Origin of the sequence: Cryobacterium algoritolerans, assembly GCF_004402785.1 — a bacterium.
Lineage (GTDB): Bacteria > Actinomycetota > Actinomycetes > Actinomycetales > Microbacteriaceae > Cryobacterium > Cryobacterium algoritolerans.
The window spans coordinates 79,287-100,307 of the sequence record NZ_SOFP01000075.1; the positions used below are offsets into that span (position 1 = coordinate 79,287).

Annotated in this window: 20 protein-coding genes and 1 pseudogene; 15 read left to right on the top strand and 6 right to left on the bottom strand. The window is 65.9% G+C overall.

Translation table 11 applies throughout. The features are described 5' to 3' along the window. Positions 1-6: 6 nt before the first annotated feature. Entirely contained in the window at positions 7-870 is an 864-nt protein-coding gene (locus tag E3O19_RS15605; protein ID WP_198413930.1) for a COG4705 family protein, read from the top strand. Here the strand turns inward: E3O19_RS15605 and E3O19_RS15610 are convergent. Beyond that, positions 867-2,225, bottom strand: a complete 1,359-nt coding sequence (locus E3O19_RS15610) for a sensor histidine kinase (RefSeq protein WP_166804599.1) — start codon at positions 2,223-2,225, stop codon at positions 867-869. The genes E3O19_RS15605 and E3O19_RS15610 overlap by 4 nt on opposite strands. A gap of 5 nt (positions 2,226-2,230) precedes the next feature. After that, complete coding sequence (locus tag E3O19_RS15615; protein WP_134569139.1) at positions 2,231-2,893, bottom strand: response regulator transcription factor; 663 nt, start codon at positions 2,891-2,893, stop codon at positions 2,231-2,233. A gap of 140 nt (positions 2,894-3,033) precedes the next feature. Here E3O19_RS15615 and E3O19_RS15620 point away from each other — a divergent pair, with 140 nt between their 5' ends. Further along, positions 3,034-3,771, top strand: coding sequence for a phosphatase PAP2 family protein (locus tag E3O19_RS15620; protein WP_241981424.1), 738 nt, complete (start codon positions 3,034-3,036; stop codon positions 3,769-3,771). A gap of 20 nt (positions 3,772-3,791) precedes the next feature. On the opposite strand, the gene E3O19_RS15625 is transcribed toward E3O19_RS15620, so the two are convergent. The 3 genes from E3O19_RS15625 to E3O19_RS15635 form a co-directional block, all read right to left on the bottom strand. Further along, positions 3,792-6,053 (bottom strand): heavy metal translocating P-type ATPase, encoded by a 2,262-nt coding sequence (locus E3O19_RS15625; RefSeq protein WP_134569141.1) that lies wholly within the window; start codon positions 6,051-6,053, stop codon positions 3,792-3,794. After that, on the bottom strand, positions 6,050-6,403 hold the full coding sequence (locus tag E3O19_RS15630) for a heavy-metal-associated domain-containing protein (protein WP_241981425.1): 354 nt from the start codon (positions 6,401-6,403) through the stop codon (positions 6,050-6,052). Before E3O19_RS15630 ends, E3O19_RS15625 begins: the two co-directional genes overlap by 4 nt. Before the next feature lie 107 nt (positions 6,404-6,510). Then, on the bottom strand, positions 6,511-6,837 hold the full coding sequence (locus tag E3O19_RS15635) for a metal-sensitive transcriptional regulator (protein WP_277613044.1): 327 nt from the start codon (positions 6,835-6,837) through the stop codon (positions 6,511-6,513). Between the two features lie 202 nt (positions 6,838-7,039). Here E3O19_RS15635 and E3O19_RS15640 point away from each other — a divergent pair, with 202 nt between their 5' ends. From E3O19_RS15640 to lnt, 6 genes and pseudogenes are all read left to right on the top strand, one after another. Beyond that, entirely contained in the window at positions 7,040-7,507 is a 468-nt protein-coding gene (locus tag E3O19_RS15640) for a hypothetical protein (protein WP_134569145.1), read from the top strand. 329 nt (positions 7,508-7,836) lie between these two features. Then, a complete protein-coding gene (locus E3O19_RS18495; RefSeq protein ID WP_241981426.1) occupies positions 7,837-8,049 on the top strand; it encodes a M23 family metallopeptidase in 213 nt (70 codons plus the stop codon). Continuing rightward, positions 8,042-9,316, top strand: coding sequence for a M23 family metallopeptidase (locus E3O19_RS15650; RefSeq protein ID WP_134569149.1), 1,275 nt, complete (start codon positions 8,042-8,044; stop codon positions 9,314-9,316). Before E3O19_RS18495 ends, E3O19_RS15650 begins: the two co-directional genes overlap by 8 nt. A gap of 72 nt (positions 9,317-9,388) precedes the next feature. Then, entirely contained in the window at positions 9,389-10,336 is a 948-nt protein-coding gene (gene lgt / locus E3O19_RS15655) for a prolipoprotein diacylglyceryl transferase (protein ID WP_241981427.1), read from the top strand. Between the two features lie 32 nt (positions 10,337-10,368). After that, on the top strand, positions 10,369-11,877 hold the full coding sequence (locus tag E3O19_RS15660) for a multicopper oxidase family protein (protein WP_134569151.1): 1,509 nt from the start codon (positions 10,369-10,371) through the stop codon (positions 11,875-11,877). A gap of 65 nt (positions 11,878-11,942) precedes the next feature. Beyond that, a pseudogene (lnt, locus tag E3O19_RS18500) lies at positions 11,943-13,352 on the top strand (apolipoprotein N-acyltransferase); the annotation flags it as partial. 78 nt (positions 13,353-13,430) lie between these two features. Here the strand turns inward: lnt and E3O19_RS15670 are convergent. After that, the gene (locus E3O19_RS15670; protein WP_198413931.1) at positions 13,431-15,878 is read right to left on the bottom strand and encodes a heavy metal translocating P-type ATPase; all 2,448 of its coding nucleotides are present in this window, start codon (positions 15,876-15,878) and stop codon (positions 13,431-13,433) included. A 732-nt stretch (positions 15,879-16,610) separates the two neighbouring features. Between E3O19_RS15670 and E3O19_RS15675 the strand changes: the two genes are divergently transcribed. The 7 genes from E3O19_RS15675 (at position 16,611) to E3O19_RS15705 (ending at position 21,006) form a co-directional block, all read left to right on the top strand. Beyond that, positions 16,611-17,195, top strand: coding sequence for a DUF305 domain-containing protein (locus E3O19_RS15675; protein WP_134569155.1), 585 nt, complete (start codon positions 16,611-16,613; stop codon positions 17,193-17,195). Positions 17,196-17,380: 185 nt separating this feature from the next. Next, positions 17,381-17,746 carry a BlaI/MecI/CopY family transcriptional regulator gene (locus tag E3O19_RS15680; protein WP_134569157.1) on the top strand — a complete coding sequence of 122 codons (366 nt, stop codon included), beginning with the start codon at positions 17,381-17,383 and terminating at the stop codon, positions 17,744-17,746. Further along, entirely contained in the window at positions 17,743-18,810 is a 1,068-nt protein-coding gene (locus E3O19_RS15685) for a M56 family metallopeptidase (protein WP_134569158.1), read from the top strand. The genes E3O19_RS15680 and E3O19_RS15685 overlap by 4 nt, the downstream gene beginning before the upstream one ends. A gap of 109 nt (positions 18,811-18,919) precedes the next feature. After that, the gene (locus E3O19_RS15690; protein WP_134569160.1) at positions 18,920-19,876 is read left to right on the top strand and encodes a cytochrome c biogenesis CcdA family protein; all 957 of its coding nucleotides are present in this window, start codon (positions 18,920-18,922) and stop codon (positions 19,874-19,876) included. Then, positions 19,873-20,520, top strand: a complete 648-nt coding sequence (locus tag E3O19_RS15695) for a peroxiredoxin family protein (protein WP_134569162.1) — start codon at positions 19,873-19,875, stop codon at positions 20,518-20,520. The genes E3O19_RS15690 and E3O19_RS15695 overlap by 4 nt, the downstream gene beginning before the upstream one ends. Then, complete coding sequence (locus tag E3O19_RS15700) at positions 20,517-20,792, top strand: thioredoxin family protein (RefSeq protein ID WP_134569164.1); 276 nt, start codon at positions 20,517-20,519, stop codon at positions 20,790-20,792. The genes E3O19_RS15695 and E3O19_RS15700 overlap by 4 nt, the downstream gene beginning before the upstream one ends. A gap of 1 nt (position 20,793) precedes the next feature. Then, positions 20,794-21,006, top strand: coding sequence for a hypothetical protein (locus E3O19_RS15705; RefSeq protein ID WP_134569166.1), 213 nt, complete (start codon positions 20,794-20,796; stop codon positions 21,004-21,006). The last annotated feature ends 15 nt before the right edge of the window (positions 21,007-21,021 follow it).

Here is a 21,021-nt window from a genome sequence, read left to right on the forward strand (position 1 = left end):
CGCAGGATGACTACAGACAACCAGAACTCCCTGGACGAGGCAATTGCCGTCCGTCCGGGAACGCGGATCATCGACCTGGCCGGCTCGGGCCGCTCGGCGTGGATGCTCAACAAGGTCCCGGAGGTCACGGTTTTCTTCTGGATCGTGAAGGTTCTGGCCACGACGGTCGGTGAGACGGGTGCAGACCTGCTGTCGACGAGCCTGCACTGGGGTCTGACCGCCACGACCTGGTTCATGACCGTCCTTCTGGTCGTGTCCCTCGTGTTCCAATTCCGGGCGAAGCGGTACCTTCCGTCGCTCTACTGGACCTCGGTCGTGCTGATCAGCGTTGTCGGCACTCTCTTCACGGACAATCTCGTCGACAATTTCGGTGTTCCGCTCTGGGTCACGACCGTTCTCTTCGGCGCCGCTCTCGCCGCAACATTCTGGGCCTGGTTTGCGAGCGAGGGAACCCTCTCCATCCACAGCATCGTCACGTCGCGACGCGAGTCCTTCTACTGGCTGGCGATTCTGTTCACCTTCGCGCTCGGGACGGCGGCCGGCGACCTCCTGTCAGAGGGCATGAACCTCGGCTACTTCACCGCGGTGATCGTCTTCGCGGGCATGATCGCCCTCGTGGCGCTCGCGCGGTACGCTTTCAAGCTCAACGTCGTCGTGTCGTTCTGGCTCGCGTACATCCTTACCAGGCCGCTCGGCGCATCCGTCGGCGACCTGTTGTCCCAGGCCCCGGCAGATGGCGGGCTGGGACTCGGCACGATCGGAACAAGCGCCCTGTTCCTGGTCGTCATCGTTGCCGTGGTGACGTCGTTCTCGGTTGCCGAGCGCAGGACCCGGCTGGCGGCCGGAGAGCCGGCCAACGTCGCCGCCTAGGACGCCGCTGATCCAGGGGCGGTTGGGCGCGGTGCGCGGGCGCGCGGCAGGCTGAGCACGAATGTGGTCTGTCTCGCGCCCATCCGCACGTCGACATCTCCCCCGGCCACACGGGCCAATCGACGGGCCAGGGACAGCCCGAGGCCGGAACCGGAACTGTCCGCAGTATGGAACCCCGGCGCGAACAGCTCGGTGGGGTCGCTGTCGCCGATGCCCGGGCCGTCGTCGACGACGGAGATTTCGATGACGTCACCCCGCGATTGCGCCGACACCGTGATCACGGATCGGCCGAACCGCGCCGCATTGTCCAGAAGCGGGGCGAGCGCTCGTATCGCGACAGATTGTGGCACCCCGAGTTCCAGCCCGGGGGCCGGTTCCACGACAACCCTGGGCCCTGAGGCGCGAGTCATCGCGGTCGCCATCACGAGGATGCCGTCGACGGGCACCCGGTCGTCCAGGCTCACCTGCCCGCGTGCCACCGACAGGAGCGTCGTGATGGTCTCCGCCATGTGGTCGACGGATGCGATTATGCGGGCATAACGGTCGGCATCCGCCCTCGACACCGCCGGGTCGAGGGAGGCGAGTTCGGCCTCGGCGCGCACAACGGTGAGTGGGGTTCGCAGCTCGTGCGCGAGCTCGGCGGTGAGGCGCTGTTCGGCGAGAATCGTGCGGGAGACGCGCGAGAGCAGGGTGTCGAGCACCTGACCGAGTTGGGTGAGCTCGTCTCGGGGCTCACCCAGGTCGAAACGCCGCGAGAGGTCCTCTTCGCTCCATTCCGACGCCCGCCTGGCCATGATCGCAACGGGCCGAAGTGCCCGGCGAACAAGCCAGGCCGCCATCAGGCTCACCCCGAGGATCACCAGCAGGCCAAGCCCGATGCCGACGGTCAGGGTGCGTTGTTCCGTCGTGTCGTATGGGGCCAGGTCGACGCCCACGACAACCGCCCCTGACGGGTCCGATCCTCCGTCGAGGATAATGGGGATCGCCCGGAACCGCCAGCCGGAGGCTTCCATTTCGGTCGCCTGCGTGGCACCTCGGAGGGTGTCCAGGGCCGGTGCGAGGGCGGAGGGCGGGGCGATTCCGTCGACGAGCGTCCCGGAACGGTCGTAGACCCAGGCCAGGTTATCGAGTGCCGCGTCCGGGGTGGTCCGCACCCGGATCGTGTCACCGCTCGGTTCCACCGTCGCCAGGACGATCGTGGCACGAGCGCGAAGGAGACCGTCGATGTCCTCGCTCACCACGTGACCGAGGACCACGACCACGAGGAACAGCAGGGCGCCCATGCCGAGGGTCGTCAGCACCGCGGTCGCCACGACCATCCGCCGGCGCAGCGACGCGACCCTGGGTGTCGGCACCCGGTTCATCGGAGCACGTACCCGACGCCTCGAACCGTCTCGATCCCGACGGGCGAGTCCAGCTCGACCAGCTTGGTACGAAGCCGCCGGATATACGAATCGATCGTGTTCTCCTGCACGATCGCACCGTGCGGCCAGGCGGCAGCGACGACGTCCCTGCGCCGCACGACCTCGCCGGGTCTCGCGGTCAGGGAGGCCAACATCCGGAATTCGGTCGGCGTCACAGACACCTCGGCGGACCCCCAGCGAACCGAGAAGCGCTGCGGGTCGAGGCGCAGCGTCGAGTGTTGCTCCGGTTCGGGCCGGCGGCGACGCGAGAGGGCCTCGACCCGCACGAGCACCTCGACGACGGCGAACGGCTTGGTCAGGAAGTCGTCCCCGCCGGCGTGGAAGCTTGTCACGATGTCCTGGAGTGCCTCCCGCGCGGTCAAGAAGAGCACGGGGGCGAACTGCCCGGCGGCGCGCAACGCCTGGCACACGTCCCGTCCATCCGAGTCCGGCAGGCCGATATCAAGGATGAGCACGTCGAGGGCTTCGTCCTCGGAGAAGAGCGCAAGAGCCTCAGCGCCATTGTGGGCGAGCACGACCGTGTGTCCCGATTGGCGCAATGCTTCCTCGAGCACACGTCGAATCTGGGGATCGTCCTCGCAGACTCCGACCGTGGGCATGAGGCCAATGCTACGCATTCCCGTCTGCCCCGAAGTCCTGGCCCGGCCGCCCAGTCAGGCGGCAGGCAGGTTCCCGCCCGTACCGTGAAGAGACAACCGAGCCCCCGAGGAGTTCCGACGAGCCGTCGGTAGAAAGCACCATGAGACCATCGCAGCCATCACCCCTCATCGACTCCACGACCCGACTGGCCGTGTTGCCGCAGATTCGACATTGGGTGCTGTGGCCGGCCGGCCTCGCAGCGGGCCTCATTATTGTGGGCCTGACCCTCTCCGCGGTGCGCGCGCTCACCGCCGCGGACCTCGGCATCGACCAGACGCTCAGCCTCAACCACACCGCCTTCCTGACCGCGATCGCCCTCACGCTGAACGCCCTGTTCAGTCCGCTCGGCGGGTCGTTCCTGCTCGCGGTGGTCTGCCTGTTCCTGGCCGTCGCACGTCGGAGTCCCGTGAATGCCGCCGCCGTCGGTGCGGTCAGCCTCGTCGGCTGGTTGAGCAGCGAGGTCCTCAAGGCCGTCGTCGGCCGCCACCGACCCGACGCGTCGCTACTCGCGCACCCTCTCGTCACGGAGCGCGGCTTCGACAGCTTCCCCAGCGGGCACACCTGCCTGGCCGTCTCCCTCTCGATCGCGCTCTACTTCCTGGCCAGAGGAACCCGATGGCAGCGGCTGACGATGATCGGCGGCGGCCTGCTGTCGATATCGGTGGCGGCATCCCGGATCTATCTCGGTGCCCACTACCCGAGCGATGTGGCCGCATCCTTCGTGGCATCCCTCGCGGCAATCCTCTTCTTCAGCGGGCTCTGGAACCGCTACGCGGCGAGCCTCCTCTCCAGGCTGGGGCTCATCCATCGCCCCGACCTGTGCCGCGAAAGTGTCTGAGCCGGCGCTATCACCGGGCCTCAGGACGGCGCGTGCATCCGGGTGCTGACCGTCAGCCCGCGGAAGCCACGCAGCCGGAGGCTGTTGCTCACGACGAAGACCGACGAGAGTGCCATGGCGGCTCCGGCGATCAGGGGGTTGAGCAGGCCGAGCATGGCGAGCGGGATCGCGGCCACGTTGTAGGCGAAGGCCCAGAACAGGTTTGCCTTGATGGTTGCGAGGGTGCGCCGGGACAGCCGGATCGCGTCCGCCGCCGCCACGAGGTCACTGCGGATCAGGGTCAGGTCACTCGCCTCGATCGCGACGTCGGTGCCGGTGCCCATCGCGATGCCGAGGTCGGCGGTGGCGAGCGCGACCGCGTCATTCACGCCGTCGCCGACCATCGCCACGACCCGGCCCTCCGCCTGCAGTGCGCGGATCACTTCGGCCTTTTCGGCGGGGAGCACGCCCGCCCGCACGTCGTCGATGCCGATCACGGCACCGACGCGGCGAGCCACGGTCTCGTTGTCTCCGGTCAGAAGTACCGGAGTCAGGCCGAGGCGGCGGAACTCAACGATTGCCTCGGTGCTGGTGTCCTTGACGGTGTCCGCGACGGCGAGGATGCCGCGAGCCCGCCCGTCCCAGGCCACCGCGACAGGGGTCTCGCCCCTGTTCTCGCTGGCCGCGAGCGCCTCCTCGAGTTCGGGCGGGAAGGCGATGCCCCACTGTTCGATGAGCCAGCGTGGCCGCCCGACGACAACGGCGCGACCGTCGACAACGGCCTGAACGCCAAGGCCGTCGGCCGACGCGAAGGACTCCGGATCGGGGAGTGCTCCGACCCGGTCACGCGCTCCGGTGACAATGGACTTCGCGATCGGATGCTCGGAGCCGGACTCCGCTGCCCCGGCGAACCGGAGCAGTTCCACCTCGTCGAGTCCGGCTATCGCAACGGTGGCGACGACTGTCATCCGTCCGGTGGTGACGGTGCCGGTTTTGTCGAGCACGATGGTGTCGACGCGCCGAGTGGATTCGAGGACCTGCGGGCCCTTGATCAGGATGCCGAGTTGCGCACCGCGCCCGGTTCCCACGAGCAGTGCCGTCGGCGTGGCCAGTCCGAGAGCGCAGGGGCACGCGATGATCAGCGTTGCGACGGCGGCCGTGAAGGCAATGACGGGGCTGGCCCCGATGAGGAGCCAGACGACGAGGGTCGCGAGGGAGAGACCGATCACGATCGGAACGAAGATGCCCGAGACCCGGTCGGCGAGGCGCTGTACGTCGGCCTTGCCGGTCTGGGCCTGTTCGACCAGGCGCCCGAGCTGGGCGAGTTGGGTGTCCGCGCCGATTTGAGTGGCGCGGATCACGAGTCGGCCGCCCGAGTTGAGAGTTGCCCCCACGACTGCGTCGCCGGGTCCGACCTCGACAGGGACAGCTTCGCCGGTGAGCATGCTCGCGTCGATCGCCGACGCGCCCTCAACGACGACGCCGTCGGTGGAGATCTTCTCTCCGGGACGCACGACAAACCGGTCACCGACCACGAGGGACGCCGTTGGCACGATGACCTCGACGCCGTCACGAAGAACTGCGGTCTCCTTAGCACCCAGCTCGAGGAGCGCCTTGAGTGCTGCGCCTGACTGTTTCTTCGCACGGGCCTCGAAATACCGCCCGCCCAGGATGAACACGGTGACTGCGGACGCGACCTCGAGATAGATTTCGCTCGCGCCGCCGCCCGCGTGAGCGGTGAGGCTGAAGGTCATCCGCATTCCCGGCATGCCGGCAGTGCCGAAGAAGAGCGCGAACAGGGACCAGCCCAAGGCGGCGAGAACCCCCAGGCTGATCAGGGTGTCCATCGTCGCGGCACCGTGCCGGAGGTTGGTCCAAGCGGCGCGGTGGAAGGGCCATGCACCCCAGACGGCGACCGGCGCCGCCAGGGTCAGCGCAAGCCACTGCCAGTTGGTGAACTGCAACAAAGGAATCATGGACATTGCCGCCACGGGCACAGCCAGAACTATCGACAGAATGAGGCGACGCCGGAGGCCGGCCACCTCCAGGTCCTGTTGACTGGGCGCGTCCAGAACGACCGCCGCCGGCGGCTGCGGCTTCTCGGCCGTATAGCCGGTCTCCTCGATAACGGTGATGGCCTGCTCGAGAGTGGTGCCCTCCGGCAGATAGACGCTGGCCTTCTCGGTCGCGTAATTCACGGATGCCTCAACTCCGGGCATCCGATTGAGCTTCTTCTCGATCCGTGTCGCGCAGGATGCACACGTCATCCCGCCCACGAGCAGGTCGACGCGTTCGAGGGTCATCGGGCCTCAGCGACCAATGCGTAACCCGCTTCGTCAATCGCGGCGGCAACCGCCGTGCGGTCGAGCGGGGCGCCCGTCACGGTCACGACCGAGACACCGCCCGGCACAAGGGAGACGGTCACGTTCTCTGGTCCGGCCAGCTTGCCAACCTCCTTCGTGACACTCGCGACGCAGTGCGAGCAGGTCATCCCGGTCACCTGGAACGTGGTGTTCGGCGTCTCGGCGATCGGTGCGACTCCAGCCGCTGATGCGTGCGAATGCGTGCCGCAAGCGCAGGAGGCGTCAGTCAGGCCCAGGTCGTGGTGCGTGGTTCCATGCATGAGAAGTACTTCCTCTCGCTTCGTGGGCATGCCCACGAAGCATTCTTAATCACCCGTATGGGGATTAGTGTCAGTATACCCCTATGGGGTATAAAAAGATGGGATATAGAAACGCACCGCGCGAAGAGCGAGGGCAGTCATGAACGCACGAGACGCTTGATGGCGTCGAACGCTTCCTGGATCTTGGCGTCGGCTTCGTCCCCGCCTCGGGCGGCCGCGTCGAGAACACAATGATTGAGGTGGTCGTTGAGCAGACCGAGAGCAACCGACTGCAGGGCGCTCGTCATGGCCGACACCTGGGTCAGGATGTCAATGCAGTACTTCTCGTCAGTGACCATGCCCTGCAGTCCTCGGGCCTGACCCTCGATGCGCCGCAGGCGCTTCAGGTAGTCATCCTTGTTGGAGATGTACCCGTGCGGGCCGCTGTGCTCCTTCGCACGCTCCGGTTCTAATCCTGTGTTCACCACTTCTCGCCCCTCAGCTTTCGTCGATTCAATATACCCCCCCATGGTACACCGTGCGCGCTTCGCCCCACCCCCGGGCAATTGCGAGGTGTGTCCAGTCCCCGGCACACAGCGAGCTACCAGCCACAAGCGATGCCCACGAGTACGCTAGGGGGGTATGCCCGGGCGAAAGTGCGCAATACCGGCAGAAGGGAGAATACGCATGATCTTGCGTCCAGCGACCGTGTTCTCCTCACCGATGCAGGCCCTTCGCCGCATGGTCGCCATATTCCTTGCCGTCCTGGCGATCGGGGTGGGGGCGTTCGCTCTTCATCCGATCGCCGGCACACACTCGGCTTCAATTCCCTCGATAGCCGACGCGACTGACCTCGCGACGGCCCAGGGAACGCTCGCTGTGACCGCCAATAATGCAACCGTGTCGACTGCGGGTTGGATCGGTCCCGTCTCCACGGTTGCCGCTTGCGATTCACGCTGTGCAGTGGACTGCGCCGTCCTGGTCGCCGGCTGTGGCATCCTCGCCGTTCTCGTCGCCCTCGTCTTCCTCACTCGGTATCCGGCTCTTTTCACGCGACTCAAGGACAGTGGCCGCCGCATCAGGCAGCTCATTCCCGAGGCGCAGGGCCATGTTTACCTGCCGTCCTTGACGTTCCTGTCGATCAGCCGCATCTGACCCTGCACTGAGATCGGGCACGATCCCTGCTGCCCAGCTGCCTCCACTGGAACCTGGTTCCTGTGTCGCAGCCATCTCGATCGTTCTCGGCACACGCCGACTTCAGTGTCAGATCTTCGCATTCGACATCGTCGAACGATCAGCCCGCCAGTTTCACTTGAGCTTGACAATTCGCCGCCTCGGCGAGATTTCGGACCCGCCCAATGCCCCCGCTTCGTCCCCCTGCCCGCCAACACCTGGCCGGTTCCTCTCTGCACGACCGCGGTTCATCCGGGCACGGGCGACGGGACCTCTCTCCCGTGCGCGGTCGCTTGCGTGCCCCATCCGCGATGGCTGCCATCGCGCTATTGGCTGTGACCGCCTCCCGCCCAGCGATGGCGGTGTCCGTGGAAACCGCGGGCGGGACACCGGTCTGTGCCGCCACCGGCGGCACGGTCGTGTACGCCGGCTACAAGGGCAGCTCCGGGAACTGGATTTTGATCGATCACGGCAACGGCGTCAGCACCGCGTCGGCCCACGCGCGAGGTATCACCCTTGGCTAATCCACACCGCCCCCGCGCCACGGACCACGACCTGGCCGCGCACCCCGTGAGATCCCGATGGATCGCCGGCCTGGCGACTCTGGCGTTGGCTGCTTTTGCCGGGGTCTCCTCTCCTGCCGAAGCGACCGAGTACCCCTCCTGGGGTGACGTACAGAACGCTCGGAGCAGTGAGGCCGCCAAGCAAGCACAGATCGGCCAACTCACGTCCCTCATTTCGGCCTTGAACGCGGAGGTTGCCACCGCACAAGCCCTGCAAGCCAAACGCAGCAGCGAATTCGAAACCGCCCAGATCGCCTTGGACGAAGCCAATTACCGGGCCGATAAGTTGCAGGGCCAGGCCACCACTGCAACCCAGCAAGCCAACGCGTCCCAGCAACAGGCGGGCCGTATCGCATCCTCCCTGGCCCGGTCTGGAGGAGCGGACCTCAGCCTGACACTCTTGCTCAACAGTGGAAACGCAGATGCGTTGCTGTCGCAGTTGGGCTCGATGAGCAAGCTCACCGAACATTCAGATCGCGTGTATCGGAAAGCGGCCAACGAGCGGAACTCGGCACAATCACTGACCGATCAGGCGAGACTCGCCCGGAGCATCCTCGCTGACCTGTCACAGAAGGCCCAAACGGCACTCGCGGAGGCCACCACAGCGAACGCGGCTCTGCAAGCCAAACTCGGGGAACAGCAAGACAATGCGACGACCCTGGCAGCCCAGTTGGCTGTGTTGCAAGAGAATCGGCAGGCTACCGAAGCCGACTTCCAGAAGGGTGAAGACGCTCGCCGCGCGGCTGCCGCAGCAGCCGCAGCCGCCGCCGCGAACGTGGGAACGGGGGGCGGAGGCCAGGATTCGGGACAGTTGAGCGATCAGGGCTGGGCCCTCCCGGTCTCCGGGTGGATCAGTGACTCGTTCGGCCCCCGGCCCAACAAACCCGTGGCTGGCGTGGGGCCGTTCCATTCCGGGACCGACCTTGCGGCCCCGTGCGGTCGATCCGTGCGTGCGGCGACTGGCGGCACGGTCGTCTACGCCGGGTGGCTCGGCTCCTACGGGAACTGGGTCCTCGTTGACCACGGGAACGGGGTCCAAACCGGTTACGCGCACAACAGCGTCATCCGCGTCGGCGTCGGCCAGCGTGTCTCGGCCGGAGAGGTGATCTCCGACGCGGGCACCACCGGCGCCTCCAGCGGCTGTCACCTTCACTTCGAAGTTCGCGTCGACGGCGCCCGTATCGACCCACAGCCCTTCATGAACGCACGCGGTGTCAGCCTTGGTTAGGACTACCGCGCCGGCCTCAGCCGGAACAACTCCCTCGCAATCAGCTCGACCTCGAGAAAGCCGCATCCGTTCGTGATCCTCCTCACCAGCATCCCCAGCCCCGATATCAGCTTCTTCAACGTGGGACCCCTGCGCATCCACTTCTACGCCCTGTTCATCCTCGCCGGAGTCGCCACGGCAGTCTGGTTGACGTCCCGGCGTCTCACCATCCGCGGAGGCGAACCGGGGATTGTCCTGGACATCGCCCTCTGGACGGTGCCACTCGGCATCGTGGGCGGGCGTCTGTACCACGTCATCACTCACCCCACCGACTACTTCTACGCCGGCGCGGACCTCTGGAAGACCCTCTACGTCTGGGAGGGGGGACTCGCGATCTTCGGCGCGGTGCTCTTTGGCGCGGTCGGCGCCTACATCGCCTGTCACCGGGCCGGCCTGCGCTTCCTCTCCTTCGCCGACGCCTTGGCACCCGGGATGCTGATCGCCCAGGCACTTGGGCGCTTCGGCAACTACTTCAACCACGAGCTCTTCGGAGCGCCGACAACCCTGCCCTGGGGCCTCCAGATCGAATCGAGCAACCCGGCCTTCCCTGCCGGCCTGCCCGCCGGAACCCTCTTCCAGCCGCTCTTCCTGTACGAGATGATCTGGAATCTGATCGGCGTCGTCGTCATCCTGCTGGCCGAGCGTCAGTTCACTCTGCGCTGGGGTCGAACCATCGGACTGTACCTGATCTGGTACGGGATCGGCCGCACCTGGCTGGAAGCGCTCCGGCTCGACCCCACCGAGTTCCAACTCGCCGGTGTGAAGATCAACATGATCACCGCCCTGGCTCTGGCCCTGATCGGACTCACCCTGATCATTGTCCAAACGCGACGGCATCCCGGACCGGAGAACAGCCCCTACCTCCCAGGACGGGCGTGGTCACCGACACCCGTCGTCGCACACGAGGAGGCGCCCATCATTGAGCCCGGATCGAAATCGACCTCCGGATCCGCGTCGGACAGCGAAACGGATCAACCGTGACTCAGCCCCACCTCTCGAAAGGACAACCCCCAATGGATCACCTTCGGAGCCCGTCTCCTCTGACCAGACGATCCTTCATCGGGGCCGGGTTATCGGGCGCTGCCCTCCTGGCGCTCGCTGCCTGTGCACCCACGGCGCCCTTCCTGTCTCCGACCTCACGGGCCGTCGCAGATGCTGAGGCAGCCCGAAAAGTTTCCGGCGCCACGACGCGCCTCGCCTTGCGGGCCGGCACGGGAACGCTCGATCTGGCCGGCACTATCGCTCAAACCTGGAGCTATGGAGCTGTTCCTGCGCCCGTGATCAGGCTGAAGAGGGGGGATACTCTCGATGCCACCCTCGAAAACACCATGCCTGAGGCCACTACGATCCACTGGCATGGAGTGGCGCTCCGCAACGATATGGATGGGGTTCCGGGCGTCACTCAGGATCCCGTCGCTGCGGGAGCATCGTATCGTTACACATTCGCGGCACCGGATGCGGGTACCTATTGGTTCCATCCGCATGTGGGAACCCAACTCGACCGCGGTCTGTACGGCGCCTTGATCGTGGAAGACCCACAGGAACCGCTCGCCTATGACGACGAGTGGGTCGTCATCCTCGACGACTGGCTCGACGGGGTCACGTCCACCCCACCAAAAGTGTTCGCTGAGCTATCCCAGGGAATGGGGGACATGAAGGGAATGGGCGGCACCGGGAGGCGGATGGGAAATCTCCTGATGGAGTCCGCCTCGAAGCCGCTCGGCGGTGATGCGGGTGACGTCTACTATCCCCACTACCTGATCAACGGGCGTCCACCGGCAGACCCGGAGACGTTTACCTCCGCGCCAGGAAAACGCGTGCGCATCCGGATGATCAATGTGGGTGCGGATACCGCCTTCCGGGTCGCACTCTCCGGCCACCGTCTCACCCTCACCCACAGTGACGGTTTCCCGGTGGACCCGGTCGACGTGGACTCGGTATTGCTCGGCATGGGCGAACGCTACGACGTCATCGTCACCCTCGGTGACGGGGCCTTCGCTCTCGTCGCCGAAGCGGAGGGGAAAGGTGCACGGGCGTTCGCCGTCGTTCGCACCGGTTCCGGCGCGACGCCGCCTGTCGACCTCACCGTCAGTGAACTGAGCGGGCGACTGGGGACCGCCGACACGCTCCGCGCCGCTGCCGAGGTCGCCCTGCCGATCAGAGACCCGGACCTGGAGATCACCATCCGTTTGCGAGGCAACATGGCCAAATACAACTGGTCCCTCGACGGCAAACCGTTTTCGCCCGATGCCCCGATGGACAACGCACACCCGATCACGGCCGGTGAGCGCGTGCGCATCAACTTCGTCAATACAACGACCATGTGGCACCCGATGCACCTGCACGGGCACACCTACCAGCACGCCAACGGCGGCCCGCGTAAGGACACCTCCATAGTTCTCCCCGGACGGACCCTCAGCGTCGACTTCGACGCGAACAACCCGGGCCGATGGCTCACCCACTGCCACAACCTCTACCACGGCGAAGCCGGCATGATCGGCGCCCTCGCCTACACGCAGTGACCCGCGGCCACCGAGGGACCGAGCACCGTGCCTGACCGGGCACCGTGTTGCGGTCTGAAGAGTTGATGGGTCTGAAAAAGGGCGGTCTGCCGCCTCGCGGATCAGTGCTGCTCGCCACAACAGGCGGAGTTCTCAATGCCCTCGCGTTCCCCGGCTTGGGCTGGTGGCCATTGATTCTGGTGGGAACACCGATGATCCTCGCCGCACTTGTCGGCCGCAGCGTGTGGTCATCCCTTCTTGTGGGCGCGGCCGCTGGGTTCGCCTTCTGGGGCACCCACATCTACTGGCTCACGGTCTACCTCGGGATCGTGCCCTGGCTGGCCCTGACCGCTCTCGAAACGATCTTCTTCGCATTGGGCGGTGTGCTGGTTTCACTAGCCTGGCGCTTCACGGCAGGAACGTTCCCCGGCAGATGGGGAAGATTTGGGATCACCCCGATGATCGTGGCCGGACTGTGGACGTTCCGGGAGTTCGTCACCAGCAATTGGCCGTACGGCGGTTTCTCCTGGGGTCGTTTGGCCTTCTCCCAATCGGAGAGCCCCTTCGGCGGGCTCACGGCCTGGGTGGGCGTCTCGGGACTGACCTTCCTACTCGCCTGGGTGAGTGCCGCCGCCGTACAAGTGCTTCGCGAACGCACCGGGCGCCAGCGCCTCACCTGGGTACTCATTCCGGTCGGCATGATCAGCCTTCTCGTCGCGATACCGACCTTCCCTGTCGTCCAATCCGGGACGATCAGGGTTGCAACGGTGCAGGGCAATGCCGATGCCGGACTGTTCGCCGCCTACGTACCGGGTGAGATCCTGCAGAACCACCTCGATGCGACCGAGCCGCTCTACGGAAGGACCGTGGACGTCGTCGTGTGGCCAGAGAACGCCTCTGACCTCAATCCACTCGTGAATCGGCAGTCCGCCACAGCCCTGGACCAGGTGACCGGGCGCATGAGAGCACCGCTGATCACCGGGGCGCTCACGACCCGCAACGACCAGGTGTTCAACAGCATCCTGCAGTGGGAAAACGGTCACGGGGCGGTGGAACAGTACGACAAGATTCACCCGGTCCCGTTCGCCGAGTACATCCCCGATCGTGATTTCTGGTATCCGCTGGCTCCCGCACTCTTTTCATTGATTCCCCGAGATTTCACGATCGGCACCCGGAGCAACGTTTTCGACATCAACGGTGTCGCCGCCGGAATCGCCATCTGCTTCGACATCGTGGACGACAACCTCATCCGGCAGATGATCGCCGGCGGAGCCGATGTCATCCTGGCCCCCTCCAACAATGCAGACTTCGGGCACTCTGACGAAAGTGTCCAGCAACTCGCCATTGCCCGGATTCGCGCGATCGAGACAGGTCGCAGCGTGGTCAATGCGTCGACGGTGGGCACGACGGCGAATGTCGGGCCCAACGGGGGAATCATCGACCAGTTGCCGACATTCGAAGCGGGAGCGCTCGTTCAGGATGTTCCGCTCAGTACGACCACGACCCTGGCCACGATCGCCGGCCAGGCCATCGAGCTGACGGTTTCCGGCGTCGGTCTCGCCGGACTGGCACTGTCACTCACCTCCGCGCGCCGACACCGGTTCCGTGGATTTCCCGGTTTCCTCCGCCGGGCGGGGCAGTCGCAGTCGCTTCAACAGCAACGCATTGACGGCGACGATCACGCTGGATCCGGACATTGAGATCGCCGCGATCTCAGGACTGAGCCGGATGCCGAACGCGGGGAAGAACACGCCGGCGGCGATCGGCAGGGCGATCACGTTGTAGCCGATCGCCCAGCCGAGATTCTGCCGCATCTTCCGCACGGTTCCCGTGCCGATCCGCAGGGCGACTGGCACGTCCAGCGGATCCGAACGCATCAGGACGACGTCGGCCGTTTCGATGGCGACGTCGGTGCCCGCGCCGATGGCAATGCCGAGGTCGGCCTGGGCCAGTGCCGGCGCATCGTTGACGCCGTCACCGACCATGGCTACGCGTTTGCCCGCGGACTGCAACTCTTGGATTTTCGTCGACTTGTCCTCGGGCAGCACCTCCGCAATAACGGTGTCGATGTTCAGCTGCGCGGCAATGCGCCGGGCCGTCGCCTCGTTGTCGCCGGTGAGCATCACGACCTGAATGCCGGATTCATGCAAAGCGGCGACCGCCGCCGCCGCGGTGGGCCGCACCGCATCGGCCAGGGCGACCAGGCCGACGGCCTTCCCGTCCACGGCAATCAGCACGGCCGTTCGACCGGTCGAGGCGAGTGCCTCGCGTTGCGTGGCAACCGGGGCAATATCGATGTCCTGGGCGATCATGAGCTTACGGTTGCCCACGAGCACCCGCCGCCCGGTCACGGTCGCTCCTGCCCCGTGCCCGGGGACGTTCTGGAACTGCGTGGCCGCGAGCGTTTTCGCGCCGCGGTCGACGGCGAAGCTCACAACGGCGGCAGCAAGCGGATGCTCGGACTCACGCTCGACGGCCGCGACAAGGGCCAGAAGTTCATCTTCGTCAATCCCGACGGCAACAAAGTCCGTCACTTCCGGCTTGCCCTGGGTGAGCGTGCCGGTTTTGTCCATCACGACGGTGTCGATCTTCGCCGACGTCTCGAGCGCCGTGGCGGTCTTGAAGAGGACGCCACGCCCCGCGCCGAGTCCCGTGCCGACCATGATCGCCGTCGGTGTGGCCAGTCCCAGCGCATCCGGGCAGGTGATGACCACAACGGTGATCGCGAAGAGAATCGCAGTGGGAACGCTTGCGCCGACCAGCAGCCACACGATGAGGGTCAGGCCTCCGCCGATGAGGGCGACGAGAACGAGCCAGAACGCCGCACGGTCCGCCAGACGCTGACCGGGCGCCTTGGAGTTCTGGGCTTCCTGGACGAGAGCGACGATCTGGGCCAGGGCGGTGTCCGCGCCGATCTTGGTCGCGCGGACCCGGAGCGTCCCGGTCGTGTTGACCGTGGCCCCGATCACGGCGGAGCCGACCGACTTTGCCACGGGCAGGCTCTCCCCCGTGACCATGGATTCGTCGATGTCCGAGTCCCCGCTCTCCACGATGCCATCGGTCGCGATCTTCGACCCCGGTCGCACAAGCATCACGTCACCGGGAACGACCTCGTTGGTCGGGATTTCCACGGTTTCGCCGTCCCGGATCACGAAAGCCTGAGCCGGTGCCAACTCCAGCAGGGTGCGAATGGCATCATTCGCTCCTCCGCGCGCGCGCATCTCGAACCAATGGCCCAGGAGAACGAAGCTGGCCAGAACGGTCGCTGCCTCGTAGAACACGTCGCCACCGCCGGTGAGGGTGACGACAAGACTGTACAGCCAGCCGGCTCCGACTCCGACAGCGACGAGCACCATCATGTCGAGCGTTCTCGCACGCAGGGCCCGGTAGGCGCCGTCAAAGAAAATCCAGGCCGCGTAGAAGATCACCGGCAGGGACAGGATCAGGGCCAGGACGTCATCGCGCAGTCCAAACGGTGCCGGAACGGTGAATCCGATGACCTCCCGCCCGATGGGCGAGAAGAGCGTGATCGGAACGGACAGCACGGCGGCGACAATGAACCGGTTCCGCATGTCCCGGATCATGCCTGCCATCGACATCGCTCCGTGTGAGCCGCCGTGCCCCATCGCGTCCTGCATCGTCCGGGCGGCAGGCGCCCCGGTCGCCGATCCGCCGTGACCCATATTGTGTCCATGGTCCGGTGAGCTACCGGGCCTCATCGCGTCCTGCACCGTGCGGTCGGCAGGAGCGTCCGACCTGCCGCTGGATTCCATCGGGTCACAGACGTGGTCGGGCACCGAGCGGCCCGCGCAATGATAGCCACATTCCCGAACCCAATCCGTGAGGTCGGCAATGGACGTCTGCGCCGGGTCAAACGTGATCGTGGCCGTCTGAGAAACAGCGTTCGTGTCCACACTGAGCACGCCCGGTCGACGGGATAACATCGCGTCCGCGACGGATTTCGACGACGCCCAGCGAACGCCCTTCACTTCGAAAATCGTGGTTTCCATTGTCTGGCTCATAGGAACTCTCCCCTGTCCATCGGATGCCGCAGCGACACCGACACTTCCACTGTATACCCCCTCCGGGTATCTTCCCAGCGAATTGCGAGGGCCGCCATTTACACTCAGGATTCCAAGGTCGTGAAAGTCCGACTCGAGCGAGAGAGGGCCCTGATGACACCAACGACGTCCCACCTCCGCCCATCGACCCTGGCGCGGTTGGTCTTCGCGTCGCTGATATTCATCGTCGCAGTGAGCGGGTTGACGAGTGCCCATGCAGCGATGCTTGCTCCCTTCGGTGCTGCTCCCCATTCCGAGGTGACGGTCGTCACGATGGCGGTCCACCTGACGGATACCCCGGAGCCTTCCGAGTCGATTCCGTCAGCCGACAGCGCCGACGGACCGATTCATCCGAATTGCGGCGCCATCTGCCCCACAGGATGCGCTCTGGGAACAAGCTGCACCGTCGAGCCCGGCACCCTCTCTGGAACATCGACGGCGAACGCGACCCCCACACTCTCCACTCCACCCGTTGCCGCCCTGCTTGACGTTGACACAGCCGCACGAACTCCGCCTCCCGCCAGGCCACCATCGCTCACGGCTCTGTCCATCAGCCGAGTCTGATCACACGAACCGCGACGCGACACTGGTGCATTCACGCGCGCGCTGGCATTCCCCTTCCTGATCGCTCATCCCGTCGATCGCTCATCCCGCTCAGTTCCGCTTTCCACGTCAACCGAATGGATTTCTCTCATGTTTTCACTGCGCCTCCCCCTCGCCACTACCGGCGTCATCGCCGCCGCACTGGTTCTCTCCGCCTGCTCAACCGGCTCCACGACCGGGACACCGCCCACGGCATCCGCCCCGGCGGCGTCGACCGCAGTCTTCAATGACACCGACGTTTCCTTTGCCATGCCGATGGTCGACCACCACAAGCAGGCCATCACCATGGCCGAGACCATGCTCGCCAAAACCGGGGTCGACCCTCGGGTCACCAGCCTCGCCCAGAAGATCAAGGCCGCCCAGGCACCCGAAATCACCATGATGGACTCGTGGGTCGCCGCCTGGGGCGCGACGAAAGACAACATGTCGGGAATGGACATGAGCACGGGCTCGATGTCCGACGCTGATATGGCCGCACTCGACTCCGCGACCGGCCCGGCCGCCGACAAGCTCTTCCTGCAGCAGATGATCCAGCATCACCAGGGAGCCATTGCTATGGCCACCGTCGAGCTGAAGTCCGGCCAGAACCCCGACGCCCGAGATCTCGCCACCAAGATCAGTGCCGACCAGACCGCGCAGATCGCGGAAATGCAGGCCATCCTCGCCACCCTGTAGCGCTCACTGCCCATCGAGGGAGTGCAGCGGGCCAGCTGGACTGCACTCCCCGCTCGGTGGGGGCAGGAACGCCTCGTTTCACCTAATGGTCTTAGGTGACTAAGCTTGGGCGGTGACTGTTCCGCACCGCTACCTGACGGCGGCGCGCAGGCGACAGGATCGACTTCGCGAGGAGGGGATCGACCATGCCGAAGTTCGGTGATCTGGAAAGTGCGATTATGACGGAGGTCTGGCAGGCCGAAGGTCCCCTACTCGTGCGCGAGATTCTCGATCGCCTGGACCGTGGCCTGGCGTACAACACGGTCCAGACTGTGACCGAGATCCTCAGCCGCAAGGGCTGGCTTGAGAAAGAACGCGACGGGCGCGCCTTCCGCTACGCGGCCGCGGCAACACAGAGCAACTACGTGGCTGGCCTCATCCAAGAGGCACTCTCCTTCTCTGACGATCGTGCGGCTGCCCTCGTGGGATTTGTCGAGAGCATGCCGAGCGACGAAGCGAACGAACTCCACCAGCTGCTCGCCCAGGCGCGCGCGGAAGGCAACACTCCGTGACCATTGCTCTGATCCTTGCCGCGTACGCGCTCGCACTCTCGCTGGCCGTGCCGCCGCTGCTTGGCCGCGCCGCGTGGGTGGATCGGGCGCCCCGCCTCGCCATCGCGACATGGCAGGCCCTGAGCGTCGCGGTCGTCGGCTCCCTCGCCCTGGCCGGAGTGGCCTGGGCGCTCCCGATTGCCGGGCTCAAAGGCAAGGGGATCGGCGAACTGCTCGCCGCGTGTGCGATGGCACTCCGCCAGCAGTACTCCACGCCGATCGGAGCGGCGATCGGGTTTGGCGGCGCACTGATCGCGGTTCTCGTCGTGACACGGTGCCTCTGGTGCCTGGGCGCCACGGGCTCAAAGATGACTCGGGAAAGAAACGCGCACCGCCGGGTTCTCGACCTGATCGGTCGCCCCGATCCCGAACGAGGAATTGTCATTCTGGACTCGGCACGTGCCGCCGTGTACTGCATGCCCGGACTGCACCGGCGCACGGTCGTGACAACGGCCGCCCTGCACGCGTTGAGCGACGAGGAACTTGCCGCTGTCCTGGCTCACGAACGCGCTCACCTCACAGAACGCCACGACCTGGCCCTGGCCTTCTCTGTGGCCCTATGCGTCGCTTTTCTTGGGTTGCCCCCGTTCCGTACCGCAGCGGCAGAGACCGCACGCCTGGTCGAACTGCGCGCGGACGACGTCGCCGCCGCGCGCACCCACCGGTTGACCGTCGCGGCAGCGCTGCTCGCCGTCGTATCCGCAGGCCCGCGTACAGCGCCTGCTGCGTCCCTCGGCGCCGGCGGGGAGGGTGCCGCCGCTCGTGTTCGTCGGCTCCTGCCACCCGGCAAGCCGGTCGGACGGTTCTCGCTCATCGTCCTGTCGCTGGGCGTCGGCCTCCTTCTCGCCGCTCCCGCTGTGGTTCTCGGAGTGCCCGCCGCGACGACCGGCGATCATGCGCTCTGCTCTGCCGTTCCCGTCTCGGTAGGCGCGAGGTTCGGGGCTCAGAAACCCGTTCCGAGCAACCCGGAGAACCACGTCCCCTGTGCCGTCGACGGCATGGACGAGGCCCGCTTCACCAGCTGACTGCCAGCTTCGGCTCACTCATTGGACAAACACCTCCCTATCACCTAATCTCCTTAGGAGAATAGGTGAACGTGTCCGCGAGTCGCGGCCGAGGTGAAGGCGAAGCACAATGGAGAATCTTTTGTTCGGCGGCACCCTGCTCGCCGCGTTCCTCGGCGGGCTGGTCGCTTTGCTCGCGCCCTGCTGCGTGTCCGTGATGCTGCCCGCCTACCTCGCGTCGGGGATGCGCCGCAGGTCCGGCATCGTCGGCGCGACCCTCGTCTTCGCGGCCGGGGTCGCCACCATCATCGTGCCGATCGGATTGGGTGCGACCGCCCTGATCGGATTGATCTCCGGCCAGCACGCAATCGTCTTCACGATCGCCGCCACGGCAATGCTGACCGGTGGAGTTGCGATGCTGCTCGGTTGGAAGCTTCAACTGCCCATGCTCGCCCGGCGCGTCCCCGCTGGGCACGGCCTCGGGTCGGTCTACGGACTGGGCGTCTTCTCCGGAGCGGCGAGCTCGTGCTGCGCCCCCGTATTGATCGGGGTGGCGGTGCTCTCCGGGGCCACGGCCTCGTTCCCCGCGGCGCTGGCCGTGGGCCTCACCTACGTTGCCGGCATGGTCGCGCCTCTTGCGGTCCTGGCCCTGGTCTGGGACCGTAAGGATTGGGGCGCGAGCAAGTGGTTGCAGGGCCGTCAGGTCACGCTGCGGCTCGGCCGGCTCAGCCGCACCCTGGCCATCGGAAGCGCCGCGTCCGCCTTCCTGCTCATCGCGATGGCCATCCTCACCTACATTCAGGCCGCGGTCGGTCCCGGTATGACGTCAGGTGGATGGCTCGCGCAATTCGGCGCGGATCTGCAGCACAGTGTCTCGATCGCGACCAAGGCCCTGGCCTGGCTGCCCGGCTGGCCCGTGGCCATCCTCCTTCTGGCCGGCCTCGGATACTTCGTCTGGCGCGCCACCCGACATCGCGACTCCAACGCCAACGCCAACACCGACGCCGACGCCGACGCCGACCCGAACTGTTGTACCCCATCGTCGACCGAAACGACCGAACGCGCAGAAGAGGAAGCCACCACATGAATTCCGCACAGTCACAATCCCGACGACCGGGCTGGTTCGGCTGGATCACCGGTCTGGTGATCGCCGGAATCGTCCTGGCCGGCTTGTACAGCGTCTTCGCCACCGCCAACGCGCCGAAACCCGCCGCGGGGGATGCCACCCAACAGTCCTCCTACGACGTGGGAACACCGGGCATCGGGCAGCGTGCACCTGCCTTCACCCTCACCGACAACGCCGGCGGGAACGTCTCACTGACCGACTATTCCGGCAAGAACGTGCTGCTGTTCTTCCAGGAGGGCCTGGCCTGTGAGCCGTGCTGGACCCAGATCACGAGCCTGGAGACGGATGCCGCCAGGCTCCAGGCAGCGGGAATCGACGCTGTCGTCTCCATCACCACGGATCCGGCCGAGCAGATCGCGCGGAAAACCACCGACATGGGCCTTACGACCCGGGTCCTGTCCGATCCCGACCTGGCCACTTCGAAGAAGTATCAGGCCAATGAGTTCGGCATGATGGGCACCAGCACCGACGGACACAGCTTCATCCTGGTGGGCCCCGATGGCACCATCAAGTGGCGCGCCGACTACGGCGGTGCACCCGAATACACAATGTTCGTGCCGGTCGATCAGCTGCTCCTCGATCTGAAAACCGATACGAAGTCATGATCGCCCTCACCCTTCTGACTCAGGCCGATTGTCCCTCGTGCGTGGCGGGCAAGCGGGTCCTGACCGAGTTGGCCGCCGAGTTTCCCCTTCACGTCGAGGAGGTGGACCTGGGCAGTGAAAGCGGTCGCGCCCTTGCCCTGGCGCAACGTCTGGCGTTCACCCCCGGCCTCATCGCCAACGGCCAACTCATCGCCCACGGACGCTTGTCCAAACGCGCCCTCCGCCGCCAATTCACCAAGATCATCACCTCAACGGGTCCAGAAAGGTCCTAACATGCAACAGTTCCTCTATCTCATCCCGGCACTGATCTGCCCCCTCGGCATGGGCCTGATGATGTGGTTCATGATGCGCGGCCGCGGCCACAACACGGCAGACGACGGATCGGCCGAACTGGAGCTTGCGCGTCTGCGCGCCGAGGTCGCGGCGCTACGACCCGCGAACGCAGCATTCGACGAGCGCCATCCCGGCACGGGACCCTCGGCATGATCCCGATCCTGATAA

Excerpts from the sequence above, each read along its gene's own strand:
- E3O19_RS15690 (WP_134569160.1), top strand. The coding sequence starts at position 18,920 with ATGGAGAATCTTTTGTTCGGCGGCACCCTGCTCGCCGCGTTCCTCGGC.
- E3O19_RS15705 (WP_134569166.1), top strand. The coding sequence starts at position 20,794 with ATGCAACAGTTCCTCTATCTCATCCCGGCACTGATCTGCCCCCTCGGC.
- E3O19_RS15680 (WP_134569157.1), top strand. The coding sequence starts at position 17,381 with ATGCCGAAGTTCGGTGATCTGGAAAGTGCGATTATGACGGAGGTCTGG.
- E3O19_RS15675 (WP_134569155.1), top strand. The coding sequence starts at position 16,611 with ATGTTTTCACTGCGCCTCCCCCTCGCCACTACCGGCGTCATCGCCGCC.
- E3O19_RS15700 (WP_134569164.1), top strand. The coding sequence starts at position 20,517 with ATGATCGCCCTCACCCTTCTGACTCAGGCCGATTGTCCCTCGTGCGTG.
- E3O19_RS15640 (WP_134569145.1), top strand. The coding sequence starts at position 7,040 with ATGATCTTGCGTCCAGCGACCGTGTTCTCCTCACCGATGCAGGCCCTT.
- E3O19_RS15625 (WP_134569141.1), bottom strand. The coding sequence starts at position 6,053 with ATGACCCTCGAACGCGTCGACCTGCTCGTGGGCGGGATGACGTGTGCA.
- E3O19_RS15620 (WP_241981424.1), top strand. The coding sequence starts at position 3,034 with ATGAGACCATCGCAGCCATCACCCCTCATCGACTCCACGACCCGACTG.
- E3O19_RS18495 (WP_241981426.1), top strand. The coding sequence starts at position 7,837 with ATGGCTGCCATCGCGCTATTGGCTGTGACCGCCTCCCGCCCAGCGATG.
- E3O19_RS15660 (WP_134569151.1), top strand. The coding sequence starts at position 10,369 with ATGGATCACCTTCGGAGCCCGTCTCCTCTGACCAGACGATCCTTCATC.
- E3O19_RS15605 (WP_198413930.1), top strand. The coding sequence starts at position 7 with ATGACTACAGACAACCAGAACTCCCTGGACGAGGCAATTGCCGTCCGT.
- E3O19_RS15630 (WP_241981425.1), bottom strand. The coding sequence starts at position 6,403 with ATGCCCACGAAGCGAGAGGAAGTACTTCTCATGCATGGAACCACGCAC.
- E3O19_RS15695 (WP_134569162.1), top strand. The coding sequence starts at position 19,873 with ATGAATTCCGCACAGTCACAATCCCGACGACCGGGCTGGTTCGGCTGG.
- E3O19_RS15615 (WP_134569139.1), bottom strand. The coding sequence starts at position 2,893 with ATGCCCACGGTCGGAGTCTGCGAGGACGATCCCCAGATTCGACGTGTG.
- E3O19_RS15670 (WP_198413931.1), bottom strand. The coding sequence starts at position 15,878 with ATGAGCCAGACAATGGAAACCACGATTTTCGAAGTGAAGGGCGTTCGC.